The following is a 23,628-nucleotide window of genomic DNA, read 5'->3' on the forward strand; positions in this document are numbered from 1 at the left end:
GGCAGTAGGGGTTGGCAGTTATTTTTCCAATGAATACAAATCCACCAGACCAAAAATATCGAGTTGATTCAATTTTTTATCCCCGATATTTTGGTCGATGGTATCCAATTGGCTTTCGTTGGTTGTGACAAGCTTGGTATCCGCCTCTGCACCCGAATAACTAGGATGTCCTCCTCCTCTCCACATAATATTGTCCTTGTTTACTTTTGCATGCAATTCTTTGATCATGGCACCGAGCGTGGATTTTTCTTCGCTTTTCTCGATCAGGTGTTTCAATCCGGCCGTATGGCCTACCTCATGGGGAATGGTATTGGCATCTGCTCCGGAAATCATATTTGGTACGTGCCTTTCGTTTAAATAAACGATGGAACCGTAAAAAGGTGCCCGGCCATAGGTCCCTTTAACTTTCGGATGGGAATTATCCAGTACAACAAACAGGTGCTCCTTTCCAAATTGCAAATCGGATAAGGTTGGAATGACACGTAGGGAGGCTGTGGTAGACACCTCGTAATGAACATCAATCCCCATGATATTTTTTACGATACTTCCCTGAAAACTGGCTTCAATCTGATTTTTCGCAGCAGCGGCAAGCCCTGCGGTGTTAAGGCTGGTATTGCTACTTTTGTTCCAAACTGCTCCCTTAAACTGCAACTGAATCTTTGCACGTATGCGTTTCTTGTCCATTCCCTGGTACACTTCACTTTTGCTCCAGTGGCCTTGCACCTGCTTTGCTTTCTGTCCTTTTTGTTGGAGGGTATGGGTAAGCTCGTGCGCCAGCAGTTTTTTGCCGTCCCAACTTCCTGGTTGGTAGTTGTTATCGTTGAAAAAAATATCGTTACCATAGGCGAAGGCTTTTGCATGCATGACCTGATTCATCCATTGTGCCGAATGATCGGTATGAATGCGTACCTTGCCAAAGTCTGCCCCAAAAGCTTGCTCCATCGATTGCCGAGTGGCGGAATCAAGTGGGTTTCCTCTACCTTTTTCCTGCTTCAGAACGGGCTCCACTTGATCGGCACGCCGCTCCTTTACCGGTTTTTCTTGGGGTTGGTCTTCCTTCGTTTGTAAGGCCTCTTCCTCTTCCTGGAGCTGCATCTCCTCTTCCGGTTGCGAGCGTACTTGTTCCTCCTCCTCTGCCTGGGTCATCTGCAGGGAATCTTCCGGTTCCTCTCCCTGCTTTTGAAGCTGGACTTCCGGGGTTTGCTCCTCTTCTTTTGAAGAAATTCGTTCTTCAGTGCCGGATGGAGCCGAACTAAAAAAACTATTCTCCGACCTTTTCTGAAAAATGGGATTGACGATTCCCACAGATGATTTTCGGTATACCTGTCTTTTCATTTCCGTGTCAATTTACCATGATACAACAATTACTTTTCTTTGCCAGGGAAGCTTTACCAGGGAAAGGTTCCAGGGCAAACTTTCCAGCAATACGTCCTGGGGCTTTCGCTCCACGTACAGTCGATCGCTTGTTTTTTCGATCACCAATTTTCCGCTACGATTTAGAAATTCATTCCTGACGGTTTCCGCACCCGTATTTTTGAGCTTTTTCCAATGATCGATCAGTGATTCCAGCAATTTTTCCGATTTATTTTTCACCGAATCGGACAGGATCGTCTCTCTGGAAAGCGGGCTTGATAACGGTATCCCGCAGAGAAATTTTTCGAAAACCAACTCAAAGTCGAAGGGCCTTTCCCGGTGTGTAGCCAGGTAGTGGACAGTCTTGACGGCAAGTTCGGCCTGCACCAGCTTTCCCTTATCGTCTAAAAACCCGCAATCGGTAAAAAATGCGGGAAGAAAGGGGTGAACCAAAATCAATCCGGCACGGTCTACGTACTGCTGCTCTTCTTCCAATACTGGATCGCTTATGACCCGCCCCTGCATGTCCGGAGCAATTGGCTCGTTTGTCCGCTTCGTTACCGTATTTCCGGACACGTTCCGAAGGTCTTTCAGAAAGCCGGACCAAATCGAACGCGGTTCGGCGCTTTTCCCACTTTCGATACTTTTGGACAATTCATCTTCGATGCGGCGCCTGAAATCAGGGCTAGTGACTGCAAGGTATTCGCGCAAAACAGCAATCGCTTCGGCCTGCCGCCGATTGTGATGAAAAAACAGGGCGGCGAGTAGTTCCATTCTGGCCTTTCGTTCAGGAAGGCCGGGCGTTTGTAAAAGGATACGGAACGTGTCCCGGTGTAGCGGCAACCCTTCACGTAAAATGGTTTCCAGAATTTGCACGAGTTCCGACCCGGTATAGTATTTGACCAGTCGCTCCCTTACGCTTGCTTCCGCTAGCAGGCTTCGGAAAGACTCCTTTATCGTAGCAGATCCCAGCAATTTCGTTACAAGTAAAGGAGGCAAAAACGCCTCTGCAGCGGCCAAACGGTCGCACCACCACGGTAGAAAGCCCGATCGCAGGAAATAAATCCAGGCTTCACCTAATTTTTCTGAATCTTGCCGCAGGCGCATCTCACTTTTTTCCGCCAAAAAAGGCTGCCTATTTGTAGTTGCTTGCAAACCAAACGCTGGACCAGGATTGGCCGTGGACTGGGTTCCGGAAGACAAAAGGAAGGAATGCAACTCGCTTCTCAGTACTTGCATAGCAGGGCGCATGGCGACCTCCAAATCAAGACCATCGGGTAAATTAGTTGGATCAATCGTAAATTCCAGCGCCAGTGTTGGAATCTCAAGGGTTTGGTCTTCCAACCTACCTGCCAAATCCTCCAAATATTTTTCCAATAGCGGGACTATTCGTTCCCAAAAATAGTCCGTAGCGGTGCGTTCCATGTACTTACCGGATTCGGTGGAAATGGTAAAAATTTCCAGCGTTACTTTTTGTATGGTATGTACCTCACTTTTACGCATTATTTTTTTGAATCCTGATTATTTATTTCTTATTTTTACTAAGCAAAGTCGTTAGACTAAGCTATATTTTACTGGCAATAAGTATGGAATAGGAAGTGATCATAAGTCGAAACGTCTGGAACATGCGTTCGTTTCGTGTTGTTTACATCACGTTGAGTCGCTAAGTTACTGGATTAACGAGTAAAGATTGCAGAACTAGGAAAGAAGCCCATGAGGGATCAATCGTCAGCCGGAACTTAGACGATTGGTCCCTTTTCATAACCGTATTTTTTCTTCGATCGTATCAATTACCCGCCTCCTTCTACCAGTCGCCGGTCCTTCGATGTACACATCCACCCGGTCCGTCCACTCACTCAGCAGGCGTTCCACCGTCCTCCGATCCGATTCCCTGGCCAATACGATAAATAGGGAAGCCTTTGTCGCTTGCTCTTTTTCGTGGAGTTTTGCCCGGAGGTTCAGAAACCTGAATAGTAGGTCGTTGGTATTGGTCGTATTCCGGTATTCGTTGATCATTTCAATACTAGCCCAACTCCCATTTGCCCAATCCCCTGTCAGGTACAATTGGTGGTCGATTTCCGCCGTTGCCAGTTCGGCTTGAAGAGGGCGGATTATCCGTTGCAAGGAGGCCGGTAAATCCTGAAAACCTTGCGGAATACGGGGCTTGTTTTCGCCCGTAAACCGGGAGTCCGTTTTCAATTGTTCAATCAAACGGTACCATTCCTTCCACTTACCTGTATACGCACCGTAGTCGTCGTCCTTATCCAGCGGTGCGAATTCTTCCTGCAGTTGCAGGTAGGTAGAAGGACGATACTTTCGTACTTCCTCGCAGCGCACGGCCTGGAGACGAAAGGTTTGATCCGATTTGACCATGCCGTCTTGTGTGTACGTATACAAGGGACCATTTAGATTAAGGGTAGTATCGGCAAAGCTGATTTCGTATTGATCGTCATAGGCCCGGCTAATCACCAAGCGTTTCAATGATTCATCAAAGTCGAATACCAAACCATTCGGAAACCGTTCGTTTAGCGCCTCGGTAACGGCGTGCATCCGCCGATTGAACAGATCCTCCAGGGGTATGAGAAGGGTAACCGGACCCGTAGTCAGCCGATGGCCGTTTATTTGGTAGTCCTGAACGACCAGGCGGTAATGATCGGGTTGTAATCCCGACCTGCGCCTGCTTCCCTTAAGGCTTCGGGCAAGGTTATTCAGGTATTTCAGGCTACTGATCCAGGGGTACGAACATGCAGCTACACGGATGTGTCCCGGTCCCGAAGATCCCTGTCGTTCTTCCACCCTGTAGTCCAGGGATAAATCGCCAATCACACGGTTTTCATTGCTGAGTAGAACATAGGTGCCTGATTTGGGAACACCCCCCATCGACTTCAAGGAAGAATGCGCTTCCATAAAACTCCTGAAATCGCCAGGATTGACCGACAGGTCAACGTGGTAAACGGTGAACTCCAACCCAAACTGCTTTACCATCGAATGAAGGGACTGAAAGGTATTTTCGGCATTTGTGTTCAAATGACCACCCACGAGGTACCGATCCACGTAGGAATGCTCCATCAACAACGGATTGCTGCCGATTCCGAAGTGATAGCTTACCGGTACATGTGGCCAATGCCAGCTTTCTGCCAAATCCGGATTGTTTTGGTAATAAAAAGGTATGGCGGGAAACCGCCCATCGGGATGCATGCTTCCACTGGGTACGATTCGCAATCCTAAATTTTCTTCCAATTCGAAAGAAATCAACAACTGGTGAATTTTTTTCACTAGCGCGTTGACCTTCTTGACCTGTTCAGCATAACCTGCTGAAGGCGACGCATAGCGTTGGTGGCGGTAGGATTCGTCACCCAATTTCCCCAACAAGAGGTGTTTGGGAAATGCACGCAGTTCCGGGTTCGGCCACCCATCGAGTTGCTTCAATATCCTAAAAAGCTGGTTGAATACTTCCAGCAAATCCCTCATCAACAGGTACCGGTACTGATTGAATTGGTAGCCAGCTTCTTCTTCAAAACTAAAATGCTGAAGGAGCAATTCATCGAATTGACTTTTTAAAAGGCTCCGTATTTCCTCGTCAAGCACGAAGCCAAATTCCGCCAAAACCAGATGAACCGCGGCCTGGAAATCCGCAACGGTATTTCCCTCAAAAATGGCCTCCCGGTACACGCGGTCTAGCTGCAGAAGCGAAAGGGAGTTTTCTTTCTGGTGCACTACTTTTAGCAATTGAAGCGGGGAAAGTGCCGCAAGTGCTTCCCGCGTATTCCGTTCTCTTAAAAACAAGGGATCCTGACCGATCAGGTATTCCAATTGACCTTCATCCATCATCAGGAATCGCATCTGACTCACTTGCTCGATTCCTTGATTGTCACAATTGATATCCCCGCAAATATCCTGGGGTTTGGGATAGCACTCCAGGTACAAAAGAAAAACCTTGTCCTCCCAACCCGGCAATTCGCTCAGGGGCCGGGCTTCTTCTTCCGTCGCTGCGCACAATTCCCAAAGAGGCATTTGATCTCCATCCGGATAAAAATAAGGGGTATAGGAGGCCTTTTCGTCCGAAAATTCACGATAGTGCGTAAAGGTCAACTCGGAAATAGCGATCGTGTTTTCTTTGGGACGGGTTTCCGGAACCGCCTCATGGAGTACCAAAAGGTCTCCATCGGTGGTCAACCCTACACCCTGGCTAATCCGGATCACCGGCGTTTCTTCCGGGGTTTCCAGGGAGAGGGACAAGCCGTGAAAAATCCCCGCTCCATGAAGGGCCAACCGGGAGAGACGGTCCTGATCCTCAAAATAGGATATGGACTCGTTGAGCTGGGTGTGGGTAAGCACCTGATCGGGTTTGTATCGCCGGTAATTGTAGATAATGGAACTCAGCTTGTTTGACATGGCCTATAGAGTTAAATGGTTCCTAAATTCGTTCGTCCTACGATTATGGTATCGCGAAGGGCATTGCTTTCGTCTTCCTTTTCGCAATTATAAAGGGTACCGGTAGGGTAAATGGACCGCAACTCGGCAAGCGTTTGTATAAACGCTTTGTGCGCCGAATAGCTTCCCTGGCTTAAACCCACCAGAAAATCCTTGTATGCTTCTTCAAATTGGGCCAACTGGTCCGGTTGGTCCTGATTTCCGATCTGAGGCTTGCCAATCCAACAAATTTTGGCGAGTACATGGGCCGGCAGCTCTTCCCGTATCAGGTTTTCCAGATAATCCCGAAAATCCCGGTCCGCAAACCGAAAGGTATTTCCCGGCAATACTACCGTAACTCTAAACGAATACGGGTCCAGGCAGGAACCAGGCTGACAATCCGCCTCGCAAAAGGGCAAAAAGGTTTTTTCCTCCCCTCCCTCGGGATTAAAATCCGGCCGGGTCAAAATATTTTCCACCAAAAACATCCCTTCGTCGTCAAACTCCTGATCCATAAAATCCTTAAATGCCAGCAAAGCAGCAGGAAAGTTTGGAAAGGAATAATACCGGTACTGACTGGCAATGATGTAATCGGGAGAAGCGGCATCCTGCACGGACGGATCAACGATGCTGAAAGAAAACCTGCCAGAGGGAGAAAGGGTCACACGAAAACAACCGACCGAAAATGCGTCTTCAGGGATCCCTTCGAGGTCCTGAAAATACCGCTCCAACGCTTCTTTCGGAAAAGCTTTTACCAATTGAATGGCCAGGTAAATCTCCTGATGGGCGGCCGTTCGGCTTGGATAGTCATCGGTAGAGCTAAGCAATACACTTCTACGCTGGTCACGGATTCTCCAGCGGTACACCGCGTTCCCTTCTGCATTGGTAAGGGGATATATTTCCACAAACGACCGGGCCAGATTTTTTCGCATAAATTTGCGAACCCCTGCCAATAATGCTACCCGCCTCTCAAAGCCGGAGGTATTGGTCGTATCCCACAAATTTTCAATTGGTTGCCGGTAATAGTTCGTTGCCGTTGCCCGGCTTGAACTAAATGATCCATATTCCTTTAAAAAATGGGCTTTTGTGTCCAGTACTTGCTGATTGACTCCAGACCCATAAATCTTTTTCATTAGAAAGGCATAATCGCTGAATTTCTCGGCAAACCTGGCCAATAGGTGATCCTTAATTTTTTGGTTACGGGCATTGGCCTGATCAAACGGTGAAAGCAGGCTTTCCTGAAACGATTCGTCGGCATACATATCGGGCAAAAATCCCTCCTGATCTCCGATATCGGTAACAGCTTGCGAAAAATAGGTTTTCTCAGCGGTGGTAAACATCGATAACAGGGATTTAACCTGGGACACGTGTTTGAAATAGCTAGCCAAAATCTGGTCAAAAAAAGTCAAATACGCTTTAAACTGTTTGACTTTGGCTTTTTGCTCCACGGATGCGGATTCCGGCAGTCCTATAGGCCCTACCCCGTACACCTCCGGAAAATCGTTGCGAACGCTAAAAAACTCACCCAATGCGTAGCTTTCGGGTTGGGGAAACGGATAGGTTTTGCTTCGTTCCTCGTATTGCTTGCGGTATTGTTCGTTTTGCAACTCGTCTTTGATGGTGCGCACCCTGTCCTCGTCCGCATTTACCGGAAGTAGGCCTTTGTAGAAATTAAACTTGCTGGAATCACAAAGTTTAGGTTTTTTGCCGGAATCGATCGGTACTACCCAAGCGCCATTATCGCCACTTTCGTCACAGGTATTGATGCGAATATCCCGGACGAAATTCACTCCCGGTACATTCATGATCAGTTGGATAATATCCGATTGGCGGACCTCCGTACGCAAGGTTGTTTGCTTGACTTCCTCCGGATCTAAAAATCCATGTTTCAGCAAGGGACCTTCTACTATCTGATCGGTGGGATATCCTTTTTCCAACATTTCCCGAAATGAATAAAAACGAAGATCGGGAGCGAAATACTGTTCAATATTCCATTGAATGGTGGCTGAAATTTGCTCTTCGTCGGCTTCTGGCGCTACGTCAATGACTGCACAAACCTGAATTTGATGGGGCAATACCTCAGACACTTCTACCAAATCCTCGCACAAATTTCGATGAGCATGATACAGCCTGAAAACTTGTTTTTTAATTGCTGCAAGCGATACACCGGGTTCCAAATCCAGCAAGATATGGTACAGTCCCTTTAATTCAAAAGACTGCCGGTCCTTTTGGGCCAGTCCTTCCCAAATATCAGGCTGATAAGAAAGGATGTGGTTTTTGCAATCTGCATATACCGTTTTTGTGTAGGGATGCAACCAGCAGTTTCGAACCCCCTTCAAATCTATAAAAAGCATGCGGTAGTCCAACTCAGTCAGCGCTTTGCAGGGCAGCACATCTGGCGCCAGATGAAAATGGTCGGTTAGAAAATTTCGTTTGTCTCCATCGAAAATAAGGTCCTGAACGGGTAAGGAAAGCCGATATCCCAAATCCGTGATCGCATAGCTTAACACTTCCAGTAGGGTAATGCCAGGATCGTGCGTGTTGTAATCGGTCCACAGGGAATGGCTCATCTCCCGAATCATGGAGATGCCTTTTTCCCTCAAAAACTGAAAATCCAAATCGTCGTTGCTGCGAACATTTTTGGAAATGGGGTCATATGGGGTAGTACCTCTAGTCATGGATATCGGTTAACTCATTTCGTATAGGGAAATATCATGGGACTTGGCGGAGACCAGGATGTGCAGCGGGCTTTTGGGGAATAAATCTTCCTTAATCTCCACCCCATTTTTATACAGAACTGGTTGCTGAATAAAATCGACATAGTCAAGTTTTTCAAAAAAATAGATCAGTCCGCTTCTATTTACATAGCTACTAAAATCTATCGACTGCCGATCACCGGTGGTCCACGGAGATAGAAACCCTATCAGCGCCTTTTCCATTTCATTCAAATAGTGAGCTGCATCCAGCCCGGGCTTGAACCGGACCTGTACCTTTACTTTGATTTCTTCATAAACGGGATTGATTACCTCAAGCTGTACCTGAGGAGCGGTTTTAAGCCGAAGAAAGGATGCGATGGCTGCCAGCTGGGCACGACTTAACGTTGGCTTGAATACATCGAATACGTTTTTGTTTACCGTATCGGGAACCACCACAAGCAGTACCTTTCCGGGAGCTAAAAAAGAATCAGGCGTACTGTGGTTCAAGCATTTTACCCGATAAACCTCGGGAAACTCCTGAAGCACCAGTTGCTCGTAATCCCAAAGAGATACCGCTCGGTTTTTGTGCCGCAACCGCTCACTTACCCGGGTATAAAATGCCCGATCGGATTCTTCGGCCTTGCCTCCGACGGAATTAAACGGCTGATAAACCGACTTAATTCCCGCTTTCCGCTCGACCATTTTACCAATACTTTCTGCCGGCAGCCCGTGCTTGAGATGCGCCAAATCGTTTCCACGGTTTTCAAAACGCGTTTTTACTGCCTGGGCGTATACGCCAAGCATTCTGCTGCTGGCATCAAAGGGAGCGGATGCGTGAACCTTAATCCATACCAAATCCCTGGACATTCGGTCATGGGAGTCAAATGCTCCTTCCGGCAAGGACACAACCAAAATACCCGAACGCAAAAAATTCTGTGTCTGGTTGGACACAATCTGCTCTTTGGTCAATAGTTGCCAACGATTGCCTGTCAGGACCTTCCATTGCAACGATGACTCTTGTGCAGAACTGGCATTGGATGGATTTTCGCTGCCCTCAAGCACCTGAAACAGGAGCGAAAGCTGCTGATTTTTCTGCAGGTCTTTGATCCCCAAAAACAACTCTCCTCCCACTCCCGGAAATGCCAGCAAATACTTTTCCTCCAAAATGGCTGATGCGTCTCGCTCCATTGCGTCTTCAAAATACCCAAAATCATCTCGGTGAAACAACGACAACTCCCCGGATTCCTCTGCAGAAAGAGAAAAGCTATGTTGGGTATCAAAACTGATTTCCAGGTTTTCGAGCAAGGGTGTATAGGGCTCGTTGGGGATGGGCGTTTCCGGTTGGTCACTGGCCATGGCCAGCGCATAGAGCCTGGGAAAAAGCTCGTGGAGAAAGGATTGCAATAACGTGAACTTTACTCCCCCACTTGCGGGCATACTGGTTTCTCCGGGTTTGGAGTTAATTTCGGATTCCAACACAAAGCTCCCGGATTTTTTTTCCAATAACGTTTCCGAGGGCAGGTAGGTGGTCCAGGATTGCCCGTCTCCTACCGAAACAGCAGCCTTAAAAAACGCTTCGCTTTCTACAAGGAGATTTGGCGGGTCGGTATTGACCACTATCTGATTGGCAAGCAGAGGCGCTTTCAACCCGCTGGCTTGCCATAGCAACGTTTTTACGGGGGGAGTTGCGGCTGAAACCGTCCGGAAATGTTGCGCAAGATAGCTGTCTTTACTCAAATAATCATTGCCCAAATTCCGGTAACCAAAATACCATTCCTTGAAGTCTTCCGGGGTGTTGGACCATGTTCCCCGTACCGTCACTTTGCTGGGAGATTTTTTCTCCCAATCCGGATACCGAATGTACCAGCTGCTGCCTTTGCGCGGAATACTTCCAAACGGTTGAAAAGGCTTCGAGGCATTGATTACGCCCAGGTCGGATTCCAGCGTCGGCTGGCGGATGCTGGTATTCCGTGTGGTGAGGTTGATTTTTTGAAGGGCTGTTTCGCTCAGGCCTTTAATCCAATCGTAGGCTTTTTTGGAGGCACATTTCAGGTCAAACCAGATCAACGGATCTCCCCCACCCGGACTCGGTCCATGAATTGCCTCCTGCGGAGCGGTTAGCGGGCCCAGGTTTTTGGGCAGGTAGAGAACCACTACCAGTCGGTTAGCAGTCACCGAACAAACCATTCCCTGTTTCGGATGATTGCTTGGCGATAGGGAGATCCATTCCTTTTCCCCCGTACAATGGCAGGAAAAAAGCTGTGCCACATCGGCGTCGGTGCCCTGAAAGGGAAGGTTTTTTTTGAATTCAAATTCAAAGGAAAGATACCTATCCGCGGCGTCCGAGGACCAAAGCACTGCCGCTGCTAGCCCAAAACCAAACGAGGCGTTTGGCAACGCAGGCCAATCCTTATCCGCCAGGGTATGGCCAAACGGCCACCAGCCTTGATTGGAACGAAGAAAGGACGCACCGGTTCCATCCAGCGAATTTGCCACCTGACTAACCTTTACCTGTTTGCTGCTCCCGTCGGCAAACCGGTTTTTAACTTGCACTACCTGGGCTCGGTTGGCAGAAAACTCCGTGACGGTGCGGTAATGCCGACTGAAGCCTTTTTCGTCCTTCCCCCCGTCAAACGCGGTTCCGATCGGTAAGTGGACCGGTTGGTTTTTTGCCACTTCCACCACCACAAAGGCTTCATCGGGTGCAGCAGCCTTGTTTGGCAGATTCAGGACCGAGCGGTAATAAAAATCCAGGTGTCGCTTACCTATTCCGTTCATTCGTTTGCGGGAGTATTCCAGCAATTCCAGAAAAGCGACCAACACGGTAAGTTGAGGGGCTAAATTTCCAGATTCCGAAAACGCGGCAAGTTTATCCCGAAGGTTTGCTTTCAGTACTTCATAGGCACGAGTTCCTTTTTGGGGTACGTCTGCTATATCCAATAGCTCGGAGAAAAAAACCTGCCAGGTGTGCACCGGTTGCCCCGAGCCGGAAACTGGCAAAAAGGGGATAAACTGCGCAAAATTATGGGCAAAAAAGAGCCAGTCATCCACATCCAATGCCATCAGGTCCAGGCTGTCCGGATTGAGGTCGGGCTGCTCCCTATCCTCCCGCGACCTGCCCTTCCGCCACAATATTCGCAATATGTTCAGGTTTTCAGGTTGCATGGACACTATATTCCGTTTCCTTCATTCAGGTAGTAAGGGTAAACCAGGTTACGTCGGGAATTGGTACCCCGCACGGTGTAGCTGAGGTTGATAGTCAACTTGCCACGAATTAATTCATCTTCTTCAATCTCTATTTTTTCTACTTCGATCCGGGGTTCATGGTACAAAATGGCGGTTCGAATGAGTTCCGATACATAGGTAAGGGTGGTGCGGTTCAGGTTATCGAATTGAAGTTCATCCAACTGGCAGCCGTATTTGGGCTGCATCACACGTTCACCCAATCGGGTGGACAGCAAGATCCACAAACTTTCCTGAATATCAGCCGTTCCTGAGGACATGTCCACCGAACGGGTATTTGGATTAAATGCAGGCGGAAAACTCCAGCCTTTTCCTAAAAATCCCATTTCTTCCTCCATGTCGTAACAATTTAGTTCATTAACCAATCAAAACCGTAGGAAGCCCAGCCACTATCGAGCCTCCGTGTGCCGTGGTATCCCCCAGACGCGCTGCAGGCATACCCGCTATTAAAACGGTCGCAGAGCCGGCTACAATCGCGTCCGGCGGACCCGAACAGGTGGCCATGTCCCCCACCTTGGCTGCGGGTAATCCCCCGATTAAAACCGTAGGCTCTCCCGGAGGCATAATGGGTCCACCTACATGGGGTGGACCACCCGGGTTCACCATCGGGCAAACGTGCATGTCGGTAATTCTGGCTGCTGGCATTCCCATTTTACGATCAGTTTATTCGTATCAACGATCCTTTCACGGTGGTTACGGCACTGCTGGATAAGGTGGACCCGGCCGAACCTTCCGCTGAAAATTCAGCCTGGGCAGCAATGTTCACGTTGCTCCCCTCCAAAATCAGATCACGGGCAGCCTTGAGTGTCAGGTTTCCCGAACTCTCGAAAACCATACCATCCGAATTAACTACCAGGGAATTTCCATGTTCGTCCGATACGGATATTTCATCGGCATCGTCGTCCAGGTGTAGTTTTTTTCCGGCAGGTGTTTCGAGGGTCAGGGCGCCTAGTTCATCGTCCACCAGGAGCTTGATACCTGTCCGGGACAGATAACCTTTTTGGTGATTGTCGTCACTACCGGGTATGGGGCTGGTATTTTTACTGCTATGCAAGGAACCCAATACTACTGCCTGATTTGGGTCTTCGTTGATAAAGCCCACAATGACTTCGTCTCCGATTTCGGGCCGAAATACGAAACCCCTTTCTTCTCCCGCCTCCAGAGAGGCCACGCGGCACCAAATCCCCTGCTCAGCATCGTTGATGATCGGAAGGGTAACCATGATTCGTTCTTCCGCTTCCGGGTCATCTTGCAGCTGAGAAACCTTTCCTACCTGCAATCCCTTCACAGCAGCAACAAGCCCTGAAGCGGCAGGGCCATGCAGGGGTACTTTTTCGGAAAACCATTGTGGATCCAATCCAAACTGAACATCGACGGTCCAATTTCCCCCAGCTAATTGGTGCAGCACTCCCGAAACATAGGCATTGCCTGAAAAACGGTCACCAACACCACTTAATGCAATTATTTTGCCTGGTACTACCTGAGAGATGCCCTGAAACTTAACCCTTCCTCTTACTTTCGCTAACTGCCGGATGAGCCAATTGGCATCTGCCCATTCCTGAAGACTGCTTTCCGAAATCCGCCCGCCGTTTTTCAATTCCAGCGGTCCGGTTCCCATTTTCTCTGCCAATTGACTGGCAGAAATGTTTCCCTGTAAACCCAGAGCCGGATCGGTACCTGTTATCTTCACCATCGATTGATCCGTCGTATTCCAGGCATAGGATTCCACGGATGAAAACTGGTTTCTACCATCCATTTCTGCATCGAACTCCAGTATATTGGCTCCGAAGGTGGCTGTCTCCAGTATTTCCTGCGACAAATCCGGCTTTGCTACGAAAACCGTCCCGTCCTCTACCCGCACCACCATGCCGTTTGCCTGTGCCCGGGTCACTAGAAAATCCCAATCCGAACATTGATACTGGATCAATTCCGGATGTAAATAGTCGATCGATTCTACCGCTGCCTGCAACCCGTATTTCACAATGAGCGCTTCCATGAGTTCGCTATCGGACTGTTCGTAATAATACGCCGAATTTCGGCCTTGTGTCATTTTGTAAGCGGGATCCCTGCATTCAATCAGCAGTTGCTGACTCCCATCGCGGATGCGTAACCGATGATTGACAATCAGTCCCTTGAACAAGCGTGCATTATCACTGTGGTACCCTGCCAATACTTCGATTTCATTGCCCGGCAAGAAGGTTTCCTCGTTGCTCAAGGGAAAATCCCTGTTGGGAACATCTCCATCCAATAGCGTAATTTTCGCGAATGGTATCCGGTTGACTTCTCTATGGACAACAACTGACTGAATGTGAACGGTATCTGGAACCGATTCATCCCCGACTACGAGTTCCAGGGTTACCAGGTCGGCACTTCTTCCGGTTTGGATTACATCGTTATTGCGCATGTCATTGCTTTTGTAAGGGCGGGAAATAAATCGCCTGGCCCGGTTTTAAGTTCCTAAAGTTTACCAGTTTATTGGCTTTTGCCACCTCCAGGTAATAGGCCGGATCGCCATAAATGCGGTGGGCCATTAAGGGAAGGGTGTCACCGGCCTTAACCGTCCGGAAATGGGTAAGATCCGGAGAGCTATTGTTTTCTTTGGCTGCCCGCAGGTTGTCTTCTACAAATCCCTTAAATTTGGCCTTTGCCAACGCACGAAGGGGGGTACCGTCAGCCCTAAAAAGCTTAAACTCCAGCGACATTTCGGTAAGGCAACCTTTAAACAATAGGCTTCCCCAGGATATCAGAACATAATTCGGCTTGTGCTCTTCGCCATTGTAGTCCAGCACCACTTTCTTAAAATGTTCGATATCGTCGATAACTCCCGCTTCTATCGCTTCCTTTCCTGGTACGATCCCGGTCCGGTCGAATAAAAAATCAAGATCAAGTTCTTCGGGAAGTTTTTTATTAAACCGCGTAGGCGCAGCACTGGTACCCGGTGCCTGATCTTCATTTTGGTCAATTTTGTAGCGGTACAGGTATTTCTCCGGATTCAGCAAGGTCGAAAACTCTCCCCCAGCCACCTTTTCGTTAAACTCCGGGTCGCTGTAGGCCACTACTTTCAACTTTTCCAGTTTTCCTTCATTCATCGCTATTACCGTTCTTTTTGAAGCTTGAGTAGTTCCATAACCTGTTCTACGCAGAGCGCCACCAGTTCCTCTTTACCCGCACCTTTTCCTGAATTTTTTTTCCCAGGCTCATCCACGTGAATTTTTATATGCAGTTCTTTTATTTCTATGGGCATTAATCGAGAATTTTAAAGTATTGGTAAGAAAATTCCAGGGTTTCGATCACCAGTTTGCTTTCCTCGGCATTAAAATCACCCACCACCCATTTTACCGGAAACGCGTGCACAACATTCCAGGTGCGAAGGGGTTCATGCGTCTCGTTCAGCAGACGAATGGTCAGGTTTTTTGGAGAAAAGGCAAACGATTCCATGGCATCCCTGCACCATTGAATCAATTCAGAATCCATCGCCATCCCACGTTTTAGAACCAAATTGGGATACTTGGTCCGAACCGGGAATTTATGCTTAAACCTGTTTTCACCGCCTTCGGCAAATTCTTCCGTTTCAAGGTCAACTGTCAACCCGGAAACAGATTGGAACTGGGTATCTGCTTCCTCTCCTTCGAGTCCGGAAAAACTAACGGAAAAATGGAATCCAACCGGAGGGTACGTCATCGCCATCCTTACTCGTTTTGAATGCTCAGGCCTTCGTGCACCAGTTCCATGCTCTCAATGGCCACTTCGTTTCCGTCTGCTTTTAAATCGGTGGATTGAACCTTGGTTGGCCAGGCATTTTTCACCTTCCATACCACCACCGGTTCGTGCTCTTCATTTAGTAGGGATATGGTGATATCCCTTCGCTCTATTTGATTTAATTGCACCGAATTCCACCAGGTATAAAACTCGTTGTCGGTGGCAAAGGTCCCCCGTTTCAAGGTGATGTTGCTAAATTTCTGCATTCCCGGCATTTTAATCTTGCTGTATTCGGGGCTCGCTCCGTGCCGGTATTCGATGACTTCTGTTTCCACATCCAGTCCAGAGACTTCTGTAAACCCGATATTTGTCCCAGCCCATTCTACCTGGAAGTGAAACTTTGATAATGGATAACTCATGGTTTGTTACATTTAAACGTGTGATTTAACTTTTCAGGATTCCTGCATTTTGTGAGAAAATTTAAGGATAATGAATTCTGCCGGCCTTACCACAGCCATACCGATCTCTACATTCATTCTTCCTTCCAAAATATCCACGGCAGTCATGGTCTGCCCAAGTCCCACCCGTACGTAAAACGCATGCTCCGGTTTTGCACCGGCCAGTGCTCCGGCCCTCCATTGCTGAATCAGAAAGTTTTCAATCATGGCCCGAACCTTCACCCAGGTATTGGCATCGTTGGGTTCGAATACGAATTGTTCGGTAGCCTTTTTTACCGATTCTTCGACCATGTTAAAAAAGCGTCGGACCGATACGAAACGCCATTCGTTATCGTTGCCCGCAAGCGTACGGGCTCCCCATACGAGCGTGCCCTTCCCGGTAAACGACCGGATGGCGTTGATCGATTTTCCCGCCGTGGTATCGACATTTAGACGGTCCTGCATGTCGTTGGTGATTTTGAGGCTTGGCTTGACCACGTATTTTAAGGATACATTTGCTGGAGCCTTCCAAACCCCGCTATTCGAATCTACGCGCGCGTAAACCCCCGCGATCAGGGAGGATGGGGGCAACACCACCTTTAATTTGTTAATTTCCGCCTTGATGGTATTGTACGTAGCGCTATCGACGGCCTCAACTTCACTCAGAAACAAGCCATCCAACTCTCCTTCGGAAACCATATCCAATTCCTCTATATCCAGCAGCGCATCCAAAATCGGTGGATCAATCAAGTCCAAAATACCTTGAAGCAGCGTGTTCATGTCGGCACCGGCAATTGCCGTTTGGGCAGACCCTGAAGCGGACTTGACAGTGGCTCCATCTTCCGTAGCAATGAGACTGTCCAATTGTCCTTGCAATTCCTGAATTAAGGTCGGCAAGGTGGCAGCCGGCTCCAATTCATCGTTTAGGGCAGCCGCTGCATCCGTGGCGACCGTGGCAAGGGCAGCATCTACTTCCGCTGCCAGCGCAGCGACATTGTTGGTATCCTCGACCACTTCCTGCATCAAATCCACGAAGCCATTCAAATCATCCACTACTGCCTGCAACGGGTCGATGACCGAAGACTTATTGGTCACGGCATCCGGATCTGAACCTGCCTGAATGCTCGTATCCGCATCGGCAAATGCAGTGCTATCTGCCGGTAGATCCGCCACTATTCCTTCTGCTTCCCCGAGGATATCATCCAATTCTTCCAATATCTCCGAAACCGGCGACGCATCGGTAATGGAGTGGGTGAGTTCGATTTGCTCCGCATTGTACTGGTAGTTCAGTATCGTTTCCAAATAGGGGAAATATACCGCTCCGTACTTTTTCTCCTCCAAATCAGAGGTAATCAACTCCCGTACACCCGTTTCCAGGGAAATCTCCGTCTCCATCGTGTTGGTGTACGTATCTACGATCGTAAACCGATCCCTCATCTTTCTGCACTGAGCAAGCGCGTTGTTGTACAGGGAATAAAACTCGCTGGGCTCGGGTAGTGCAGTGGCATCTGGGAAAAGAATCAGGGTGGGCTCGTCCTCTTTTTCCAATTCCAGCAAACCCGCGTTTAATGCTGCCAAGGTCACCGGCGTCACCGGGTCGGCATCGTCATAGACACCCACGGAAAGGATGTAGCAGGGACCTCCCCCGTTAGCAAAATAGGCCTGCATGGAATAATACATTAAAAACGGAGATTTGTCTTCCGGATTGGGATGTTCTACCAACACGTTTTTCTCACCCAGTTCCTCCGTCACCTGCACGCGAATACCGGTTTCCGGTTGGGGCCCGCCGAAAAAGGTCTCGTATTCCAATAAGGAAACGATTCGTTTCGGTTGGTTCAAAAGGGTTTCGCTGGTATCTGCTTCCTTTTCCCGGGCTTTTTCGGTGTAGCCAATAAATGCCGGTATGGCGGTTTCTACCTGCGCTACCGAGGGAGGAAATTTGGAGATTTCCTCAATGTAGACACCCGGGGTTCTGTAATTTGCTGCCATGATTCATCCTGTTAAATAGTGATTTCTGAATAATAATTGTTTCCATCTGAGTAAATGTGTTTAATCCCCGGATTGGGGAACCTGAATTGACTGCTTATTTCTGGGACTACGTCGAAATCGGTATCGGGAACGAGTTCCACAAAGCCTTTTTTCGTAAGCGGTTTGGGCTGATTCGTTTCGATCTCCTCCCCACTTGATGCCTGTTTGTACTTCCAAAAGGTACTTCGATTGGAAAAATGGATTTTGAATACCGTTGGATTGATTTTCAACGTCCCGTCCAAATTGATTACGTTACGAACGCCCGATTCCCCATGCATACGAATCAAGAGCAATCCCACCGGTACAGGCGACACGCCCAATTTTGCGTACCTGTCCCTCACTTGTTGAAAATTCTCCTCCGGAATCAGCCAATCTTCCGAAAAAACATCGGAATCGCTTTCAAGGGAAATAAGTTCCACATCCACACCCTCCGTGGCTTCCGGCAGAAAATTTGAAAAAAACATTTTTTGCCCGGATAAAAAAGGCATTTGCGTGTAATTCTCGAAGTAAGGATCGCGGTATTCCACGAAAAATCCCAGGGTGAGATCCGGATCCAAGGCGATGAAACTCTCCTGAGAACCCTCCTCCCGGCTGCGAATCAGTACGGTAAAGCTACTCTCCCTGTGCTTGAGCAACAGTTGAAATCTGTTACACAGCCGGACGGTCTCCAAAGAGGGCCGGATGGATAAAAAATCCTGCCATCGATAGCCCGAAAGCGCGGCCTGCTGATCCGCCTCCGACATGCTGCCATAGGTTTCCTCCCCGTTGTTCAAATGATATTCATGCAAAATGCGAACCGAAAACAAGGTAGTGTAAGCTGCAGTAACCATGGTTAGGACTGGTTTTTTACATTGGATCGAATACGTTGAATCAGTGGCGCCTCGCCCTGTCCCATGTCCCTTTCCAGCGGTAATAGATTCAGCTGATACAATACTGCAGGCAACTGCTTGCCCCCCAGCGTACCCCAAATAAAGTTCAACTCCTCAAACGTCGGCGTGTACAATTCCATCGTAAATCGGAAATTACCCACGTGTTGCATGGAGTCCAATTCCCTGTCAAAGACAGTGTTCCCTTGCGTAAAAAGCTTTTTACCCTGAAAAAAGGAAATAACCGCCGCTAAATCTTTCAGCGATTTGCTATACATGTTCCGATTTGCCGAAAATAATAGAAAGAGATGCAAGTGAATCACCCGGTTGCGGTACTGAATCTGGTCTTCCCTAAACTGGTGATTGGGGAAATTTTTCATCGTTCCTTCCTCATGGAGGTTTACCAGGGTCAATACCATTTTATCCCGCATTGCTTCTGCGGCATCCGTAGACCCTTCAGCCAACGCAATGTTATCAATGATCAATTCCGAGTCCTCCAGTCCAATTTCCTGGAAGTAATGATTGATCTCCTCGCTTAAAATCTGAAAAATTTCGAAAATCATAGGGCCAAAATCAGTATCGAAGAAAAGAACACCAAACCGTTCATCGAAACCCGCTGCCTGAACTACCGAAGGAACGTTCTGCCGGATCGGATTAAAAACCGGCAGAATACGCACTCAATTACGATTTGGTGGTGAGTAAATTTCGAGGTTAACGGTACCGTCGAAAGATTTACCTACCAATCCAAATTTGAAAGAAATTTAAGTCAAATCCTAATCTTTTTGCGAATAATTATTGCTAAAAAAATGAGAAAAAAAATATAGAAAAATACAGTTTTCATAACAAATCTATTTTTTTGGTATTAAGCTAGTAAAAAAGAATATTTATCTTATTCCATTCATTCCGGTAATTGCAAATCATCCTTCACGCTCGTATGCTGCTAATCGTTTGCATCGTCTGCGTGATTTGAAATCCCTGCATACGCCGAAAAAATACCGGTTTTTTTTAGGTATCGCCGTCCTATTTGGGAATAGCCACAAAATAGTAGTACATGCTGCCCTGCATTGTCCTGCAATCGCCCGGGCAGAATGGTTTTCCATGGCTAAAAGCATTAGAGGCGACCCTTCGGGGGTCAGGCCCAGACTTTATTATCGATAAGGAGTGCCCACACCAATTGTACGAGAAAGGCGTTTGATCCGGCAAAAATGAAAAAACACAAGAACTTATGCTTTCCCGATTTTCTCTAAAATCTTATACGTAATCAGGTAGGTGGGACGAACGCCGTCTTTTCCAAGGGCGCCAGAGGCCAGGGTGCTTCCCGTTTCCAGAGGGTTGTCCGAGGCATAATAGGCGTACATGACCTTTACGCTTTTGCGGATGCTGTTTCGGATTTTGCTGGCGGCTTGTATGGCTTTTTGGTAATGTGCTCCTTCCATCTCCAAGCCAATGGCTTTCCAGGAGGATTCCATAAAATAACTGAGTACGTCCCTGTTTTGCAAGGAAGTACCCAATACGGTAATCATGGGGCCTTTGTAGACACCCAGCCCATATCCCGCAAAGTCGTCCACATCCAACTCGTTTTTAAACGGATAATTGTCGGCCGTTCCCTCGAAAACATGGGCGTCCGGAATCATCAAGTCTCCTTTTTTTCCTTCCAGGATCCCCGCCTTGCCCATGATGGACGTAGAAACGATGGTAAGTGGCCGCTTTTCCTCACCAGAACCATAGGGTTTCAACAGTTCGTCGAAGCATTCGTAGGCTTGTTCGCCAAACGCATAGTCCATGACTACCAAAACCGGTCTCTTTTTCCCGTTCTCCGGTAAGGACACGCCCGGCAAAAGCGTATTGGAGGTCATTCTACCGGTGTCGATTACCTGCACGCCGATATTCGTTCCAGAGGTATCGGGCACCGCTATCAAGCCGTGGCTTTTGGCGTATTCTTCGATCTCTTTCTCCTTATTTCCTTTGGACTGCAAACTGATTTTCAAGGCCATTTCTTCGATGGCTTCGTAGCTATCCAGACCCAGCGCCTGATGACCGTATACCGTATTGACCACGCTATGCAGATTGGCGCTGATGACGTGAATCGGACGCTCAAGTAAGTTTTCTTCGTCCAACACCTGTTTGATCGTATTGGCCCAGGTTTCCCCGTACACGTGGTGTCCAACCCGCTCCCGCAACGTAGCCGAAAAGGAGATCTCCCGGTCGTTGTTTTCAACCGCTTCCTCCATGGATAACCTACCCATGTGGTACACAATGGCAAAAAGGCTGTTGCTGTTCCGGGAATTTTCGAATTTCTTTACCGCAGCTTTGGTCTCTTCAAACGTTCTGCCGGTGAGATGCGACAAGTACGAGCAGGCGGCTTCTTTGCTAAACTCCTCGCCCTGATTTTCTTTACTTACCACTTCCTGTAGCTTTCGCCAATTCAGGTTGATCCGGCCTTTGGGATCGGTACTGTTTTTGCGGATTTTTTCCGACTCGATAAAAAGAAAGGTCAGGTGCGTCAGGATATCGTAGATATCACTTTTCCCCCGGGTCATTTCCACGTACATCTGCTCGGCGTCCACACGGTAACAATTTCGTTTCCGTTTGGCCGGTACAAGTGCCGTAAACCCAGAATCCTCGTATCCTTCCCTACTTATCAGGCGAATAAACCGGCATTCTTCGATGCCGCGCGGCAATCGTTCCATCACGTACAACAAACCGTCCAATTCCAGCTTTTCCGGGTCGGTCACGTAGCCATAGATCTCCGGACTCAACGTAAGCAGGGCCTGCACCAGGGATTCTCCGGAAATACCCGTTGGCTTGTAATTTCCACGCATAAACAAGTGTCGCATGGTGATGTAAAGTCGCTCGATAGCCGATCGGGATTCCTGGGCTTTGGTACGTTTCATGGTCGTTTTCCAATTAAAAATTTTTCGAATCTACGGGATTTTACCTTAAAAAAATACCGTCCTCCGGTTTAACAAGCCTAGCTGCCCCTACTGTAACCTGTCGGCGAAAGCTTGCTTGAACTTTTCTACTTTGGGCCGGATAACGAATTGGCAATAGGGTTGGTTACCGTGTAATTCAAAATAATTACGGTGGTAATCCTCCGCCGGATAGAAATTGCGGAAGGGGGTAATTTCCGTAACAATCGGATCATCAAATACCTTGGATTTTTCCAGGGAATCCAGGTACAGCTGTGCTTTTTCCTTTTGACTTTCCGTATGGTAAAAAATTACAGAGCGGTACTGGGGCCCTACATCCGCACCCTGTCTGTTAAGGGTGGTGGGATCATGGCTGGACCAAAACACCTCCAGTAAATCCCTAAAACCGATAATGTCAGGTTCGAAGATAATTTGTACCACTTCTGCATGTCCGGTCGTTCCCGTCACCACCTGCTGGTAGGAAGGATCTTCAATATGGCCCCCGGAAAATCCGGATTGTACGGATGCTACCCCTTTTAATTTCTGAAATACGGCCTCGGTACACCAAAAACAACCGGTTCCAAAGGTGGCAACGGATTTCCCCTCGGGTACGTGTACATCGGTCTTCGGTAATTCATTCATATCGCTTCCTGTTTTAGTCGTATGGTAACAGGCTCCGGAGGTGAAAAGTTTGGGTTTAGGGGTTGACCTGCCGCCAAAACCTCCAAAAAATCGTTTTGATAAAGCCATAGCAGTGCCTCCATTTCCTCCTCCATAAAGCAGTGCCAGTCATTCGGGTAGATCCACTGCACCACGTCGGAGGGGGGAAAGTAACTGCCTTTTTTTCTTTTGGCCATTTCCATGGTAGCCACCACGAGTACGTCTTTTTCCAGGTAATTCATAGCGAGAAAAGATTCAATTGTCCGTTTCGTTTAAATTGCGTTACATCAAATTCCGGCATGGTCCGTTGCGGGTCCATGTATTTGTTCACGGCGGCTCGAAACAAACTTGAAATACTCTGGGCCAACACCCCTTCTCCCTTCATTCTTCTACCCCATTGTACGTCATTGGATTGACCGCCATGGAGCGATTCGATCTGGTGCATGACTTTATTTTTCCGATCGGGAAAGTACGCCTCCAGCCAATCCTGAAATAATTTTTTCACGTGTCCATTCAGTCGGACAACGGTATAACCCGCTTTTAGGGCACCTGCGGCCCCTGCCTCCCGAATAAGTTGGGGCATCGCTTCCAGATTTATACCCGGAATAATCGGAGCAACCATTATGCCACATGGGATCCCACAAGAAGAAAATTTTTGTATCAGGTCTAATTTTTTGCGAGCGGTAGCGGTTCTGGGCTCCATTACCCGCTTCAGCCTGGCATCCAAGTGGTTAATGGAAAAATAAACATGTACCAGCTTTTTTTCGGCCAGCGCGCGAATGGTCTCCCGGTCACGATCTATCAGGCTGTTTTTGGTAATGATACTCACCGGATGGCCAAACTCGAGGCATAATTCAAGAATGGATGCGGTGAGTTTAAATTTCCGCTCAGCGGGCTGGTAACAATCCGTATTCCCGGAAAGCACCATCGGGCGCGGCCGGTAGTTCTTCTTCTCAAATTCCTTCCGAAGGAGACGAACGCAGTCTTTTTTTACCAAAATTTTACTTTCAAAGCCCAATCCTGCGTCATAGCCCCAGTATTGGTGACTGTTTCGTGCATAGCAATACACACAGCCGTGCTCACACCCTTGATAGGGATTGACTGAGTAGCTAAAGGGAATATCGGGACTGTCGTTAAAACTCAATATGGACTTGCTTTCCACCTGGAGAAATTCGGTGGCGGGACTGACATCGGGCTCAGTCCAATCGATTCCTTCCGGAAATTCATGCACGAATTCACTTTTCTCGAACACATTTGCCGGTCGGTTGCCGGTTCCCCTACCTGTTGGAACATTTGGATTCATCCCAGGCAATATAAAAAAAGG

The 23,628-nt window shown here is 48.1% G+C and carries 19 protein-coding genes; all 19 read right to left on the reverse strand.

Going from position 1 to position 23,628, the window contains the following annotated elements:
* Positions 1-18 precede the first annotated feature (18 nt).
* The 19 genes from GCU44_RS16855 to GCU44_RS16940 all read right to left on the reverse strand — a co-directional run bounded on the left by GCU44_RS16855 (position 19) and on the right by GCU44_RS16940 (position 23,607).
* Complete coding sequence (locus GCU44_RS16855; RefSeq protein ID WP_154857931.1) at positions 19-1,335, reverse strand: eCIS core domain-containing protein; 1,317 nt, start codon at positions 1,333-1,335, stop codon at positions 19-21.
* Positions 1,336-1,347: 12 nt separating this feature from the next.
* Positions 1,348-2,856, reverse strand: a complete 1,509-nt coding sequence (locus GCU44_RS16860) for a contractile injection system tape measure protein (protein WP_154857933.1) — start codon at positions 2,854-2,856, stop codon at positions 1,348-1,350.
* 255 nt (positions 2,857-3,111) lie between these two features.
* Positions 3,112-5,748 (reverse strand): hypothetical protein, encoded by a 2,637-nt coding sequence (locus tag GCU44_RS16865; RefSeq protein ID WP_154857935.1) that lies wholly within the window; start codon positions 5,746-5,748, stop codon positions 3,112-3,114.
* Between the two features lie 11 nt (positions 5,749-5,759).
* The gene (locus GCU44_RS16870; RefSeq protein WP_154857937.1) at positions 5,760-8,444 is read right to left on the reverse strand and encodes a hypothetical protein; all 2,685 of its coding nucleotides are present in this window, start codon (positions 8,442-8,444) and stop codon (positions 5,760-5,762) included.
* A gap of 9 nt (positions 8,445-8,453) precedes the next feature.
* Positions 8,454-11,627: a baseplate J/gp47 family protein gene (locus GCU44_RS16875; RefSeq protein ID WP_154857939.1), complete on the reverse strand. Its 3,174-nt coding sequence runs from the start codon at positions 11,625-11,627 to the stop codon at positions 8,454-8,456.
* Positions 11,628-11,632: 5 nt separating this feature from the next.
* On the reverse strand, positions 11,633-12,043 hold the full coding sequence (locus GCU44_RS16880; RefSeq protein ID WP_092169070.1) for a GPW/gp25 family protein: 411 nt from the start codon (positions 12,041-12,043) through the stop codon (positions 11,633-11,635).
* A 19-nt stretch (positions 12,044-12,062) separates the two neighbouring features.
* Positions 12,063-12,356, reverse strand: a complete 294-nt coding sequence (locus tag GCU44_RS16885; protein ID WP_092169067.1) for a PAAR domain-containing protein — start codon at positions 12,354-12,356, stop codon at positions 12,063-12,065.
* Between the two features lie 7 nt (positions 12,357-12,363).
* On the reverse strand, positions 12,364-14,109 hold the full coding sequence (gene vgrG / locus GCU44_RS16890) for a type VI secretion system tip protein VgrG (RefSeq protein WP_154857941.1): 1,746 nt from the start codon (positions 14,107-14,109) through the stop codon (positions 12,364-12,366).
* Between the two features lies 1 nt (position 14,110).
* Entirely contained in the window at positions 14,111-14,794 is a 684-nt protein-coding gene (locus tag GCU44_RS16895) for a CIS tube protein (RefSeq protein ID WP_092169061.1), read from the reverse strand.
* Positions 14,795-14,799: 5 nt separating this feature from the next.
* Positions 14,800-14,949 (reverse strand): DUF5908 family protein, encoded by a 150-nt coding sequence (locus GCU44_RS23125; protein ID WP_174238267.1) that lies wholly within the window; start codon positions 14,947-14,949, stop codon positions 14,800-14,802.
* A complete protein-coding gene (locus GCU44_RS16900; protein ID WP_154857942.1) occupies positions 14,949-15,392 on the reverse strand; it encodes a phage tail protein in 444 nt (147 codons plus the stop codon). Before GCU44_RS16900 ends, GCU44_RS23125 begins: the two co-directional genes overlap by 1 nt.
* 2 nt (positions 15,393-15,394) lie before the next feature.
* The gene (locus GCU44_RS16905) at positions 15,395-15,823 is read right to left on the reverse strand and encodes a phage tail protein (protein WP_092169055.1); all 429 of its coding nucleotides are present in this window, start codon (positions 15,821-15,823) and stop codon (positions 15,395-15,397) included.
* A 33-nt stretch (positions 15,824-15,856) separates the two neighbouring features.
* Positions 15,857-17,830 carry a phage tail sheath family protein gene (locus tag GCU44_RS16910; protein WP_154857944.1) on the reverse strand — a complete coding sequence of 658 codons (1,974 nt, stop codon included), beginning with the start codon at positions 17,828-17,830 and terminating at the stop codon, positions 15,857-15,859.
* A gap of 11 nt (positions 17,831-17,841) precedes the next feature.
* Entirely contained in the window at positions 17,842-18,699 is an 858-nt protein-coding gene (locus tag GCU44_RS16915) for a hypothetical protein (protein WP_154857946.1), read from the reverse strand.
* Between the two features lie 2 nt (positions 18,700-18,701).
* The gene (locus GCU44_RS16920; protein ID WP_241684996.1) at positions 18,702-19,412 is read right to left on the reverse strand and encodes a DUF4255 domain-containing protein; all 711 of its coding nucleotides are present in this window, start codon (positions 19,410-19,412) and stop codon (positions 18,702-18,704) included.
* Between the two features lie 546 nt (positions 19,413-19,958).
* Entirely contained in the window at positions 19,959-21,629 is a 1,671-nt protein-coding gene (locus tag GCU44_RS16925) for a DUF6909 family protein (protein ID WP_154857948.1), read from the reverse strand.
* 87 nt (positions 21,630-21,716) lie between these two features.
* Positions 21,717-22,286, reverse strand: a complete 570-nt coding sequence (gene msrA, locus GCU44_RS16930; RefSeq protein WP_154857950.1) for a peptide-methionine (S)-S-oxide reductase MsrA — start codon at positions 22,284-22,286, stop codon at positions 21,717-21,719.
* Complete coding sequence (locus tag GCU44_RS16935) at positions 22,283-22,546, reverse strand: hypothetical protein (protein WP_154857952.1); 264 nt, start codon at positions 22,544-22,546, stop codon at positions 22,283-22,285. The genes msrA and GCU44_RS16935 overlap by 4 nt, the downstream gene beginning before the upstream one ends.
* Positions 22,543-23,607: a PA0069 family radical SAM protein gene (locus GCU44_RS16940; protein WP_154857954.1), complete on the reverse strand. Its 1,065-nt coding sequence runs from the start codon at positions 23,605-23,607 to the stop codon at positions 22,543-22,545. The genes GCU44_RS16935 and GCU44_RS16940 overlap by 4 nt, the downstream gene beginning before the upstream one ends.
* Positions 23,608-23,628: the final 21 nt, after the last annotated feature.

Origin of the sequence: Cyclobacterium xiamenense, from assembly GCF_009467825.1 — a bacterium.
Classification (GTDB): domain Bacteria; phylum Bacteroidota; class Bacteroidia; order Cytophagales; family Cyclobacteriaceae; genus Cyclobacterium; species Cyclobacterium xiamenense.

Excerpts from the sequence above, each read along its gene's own strand:
- GCU44_RS16900 (WP_154857942.1), bottom strand. The coding sequence starts at position 15,392 with ATGGCGATGACGTACCCTCCGGTTGGATTCCATTTTTCCGTTAGTTTT.
- GCU44_RS16895 (WP_092169061.1), bottom strand. The coding sequence starts at position 14,794 with ATGAATGAAGGAAAACTGGAAAAGTTGAAAGTAGTGGCCTACAGCGAC.
- GCU44_RS16865 (WP_154857935.1), bottom strand. The coding sequence starts at position 5,748 with ATGTCAAACAAGCTGAGTTCCATTATCTACAATTACCGGCGATACAAA.
- GCU44_RS16905 (WP_092169055.1), bottom strand. The coding sequence starts at position 15,823 with ATGAGTTATCCATTATCAAAGTTTCACTTCCAGGTAGAATGGGCTGGG.
- GCU44_RS16925 (WP_154857948.1), bottom strand. The coding sequence starts at position 21,629 with ATGAAACGTACCAAAGCCCAGGAATCCCGATCGGCTATCGAGCGACTT.
- GCU44_RS16875 (WP_154857939.1), bottom strand. The coding sequence starts at position 11,627 with ATGCAACCTGAAAACCTGAACATATTGCGAATATTGTGGCGGAAGGGC.
- GCU44_RS23125 (WP_174238267.1), bottom strand. The coding sequence starts at position 14,949 with ATGCCCATAGAAATAAAAGAACTGCATATAAAAATTCACGTGGATGAG.
- GCU44_RS16935 (WP_154857952.1), bottom strand. The coding sequence starts at position 22,546 with ATGAATTACCTGGAAAAAGACGTACTCGTGGTGGCTACCATGGAAATG.
- GCU44_RS16910 (WP_154857944.1), bottom strand. The coding sequence starts at position 17,830 with ATGGCAGCAAATTACAGAACCCCGGGTGTCTACATTGAGGAAATCTCC.
- GCU44_RS16855 (WP_154857931.1), bottom strand. The coding sequence starts at position 1,335 with ATGAAAAGACAGGTATACCGAAAATCATCTGTGGGAATCGTCAATCCC.
- msrA (WP_154857950.1), bottom strand. The coding sequence starts at position 22,286 with ATGAATGAATTACCGAAGACCGATGTACACGTACCCGAGGGGAAATCC.
- GCU44_RS16880 (WP_092169070.1), bottom strand. The coding sequence starts at position 12,043 with ATGGAGGAAGAAATGGGATTTTTAGGAAAAGGCTGGAGTTTTCCGCCT.
- GCU44_RS16860 (WP_154857933.1), bottom strand. The coding sequence starts at position 2,856 with ATGCGTAAAAGTGAGGTACATACCATACAAAAAGTAACGCTGGAAATT.
- vgrG (WP_154857941.1), bottom strand. The coding sequence starts at position 14,109 with ATGCGCAATAACGATGTAATCCAAACCGGAAGAAGTGCCGACCTGGTA.
- GCU44_RS16870 (WP_154857937.1), bottom strand. The coding sequence starts at position 8,444 with ATGACTAGAGGTACTACCCCATATGACCCCATTTCCAAAAATGTTCGC.
- GCU44_RS16940 (WP_154857954.1), bottom strand. The coding sequence starts at position 23,607 with ATGAATCCAAATGTTCCAACAGGTAGGGGAACCGGCAACCGACCGGCA.
- GCU44_RS16885 (WP_092169067.1), bottom strand. The coding sequence starts at position 12,356 with ATGGGAATGCCAGCAGCCAGAATTACCGACATGCACGTTTGCCCGATG.
- GCU44_RS16915 (WP_154857946.1), bottom strand. The coding sequence starts at position 18,699 with ATGGTTACTGCAGCTTACACTACCTTGTTTTCGGTTCGCATTTTGCAT.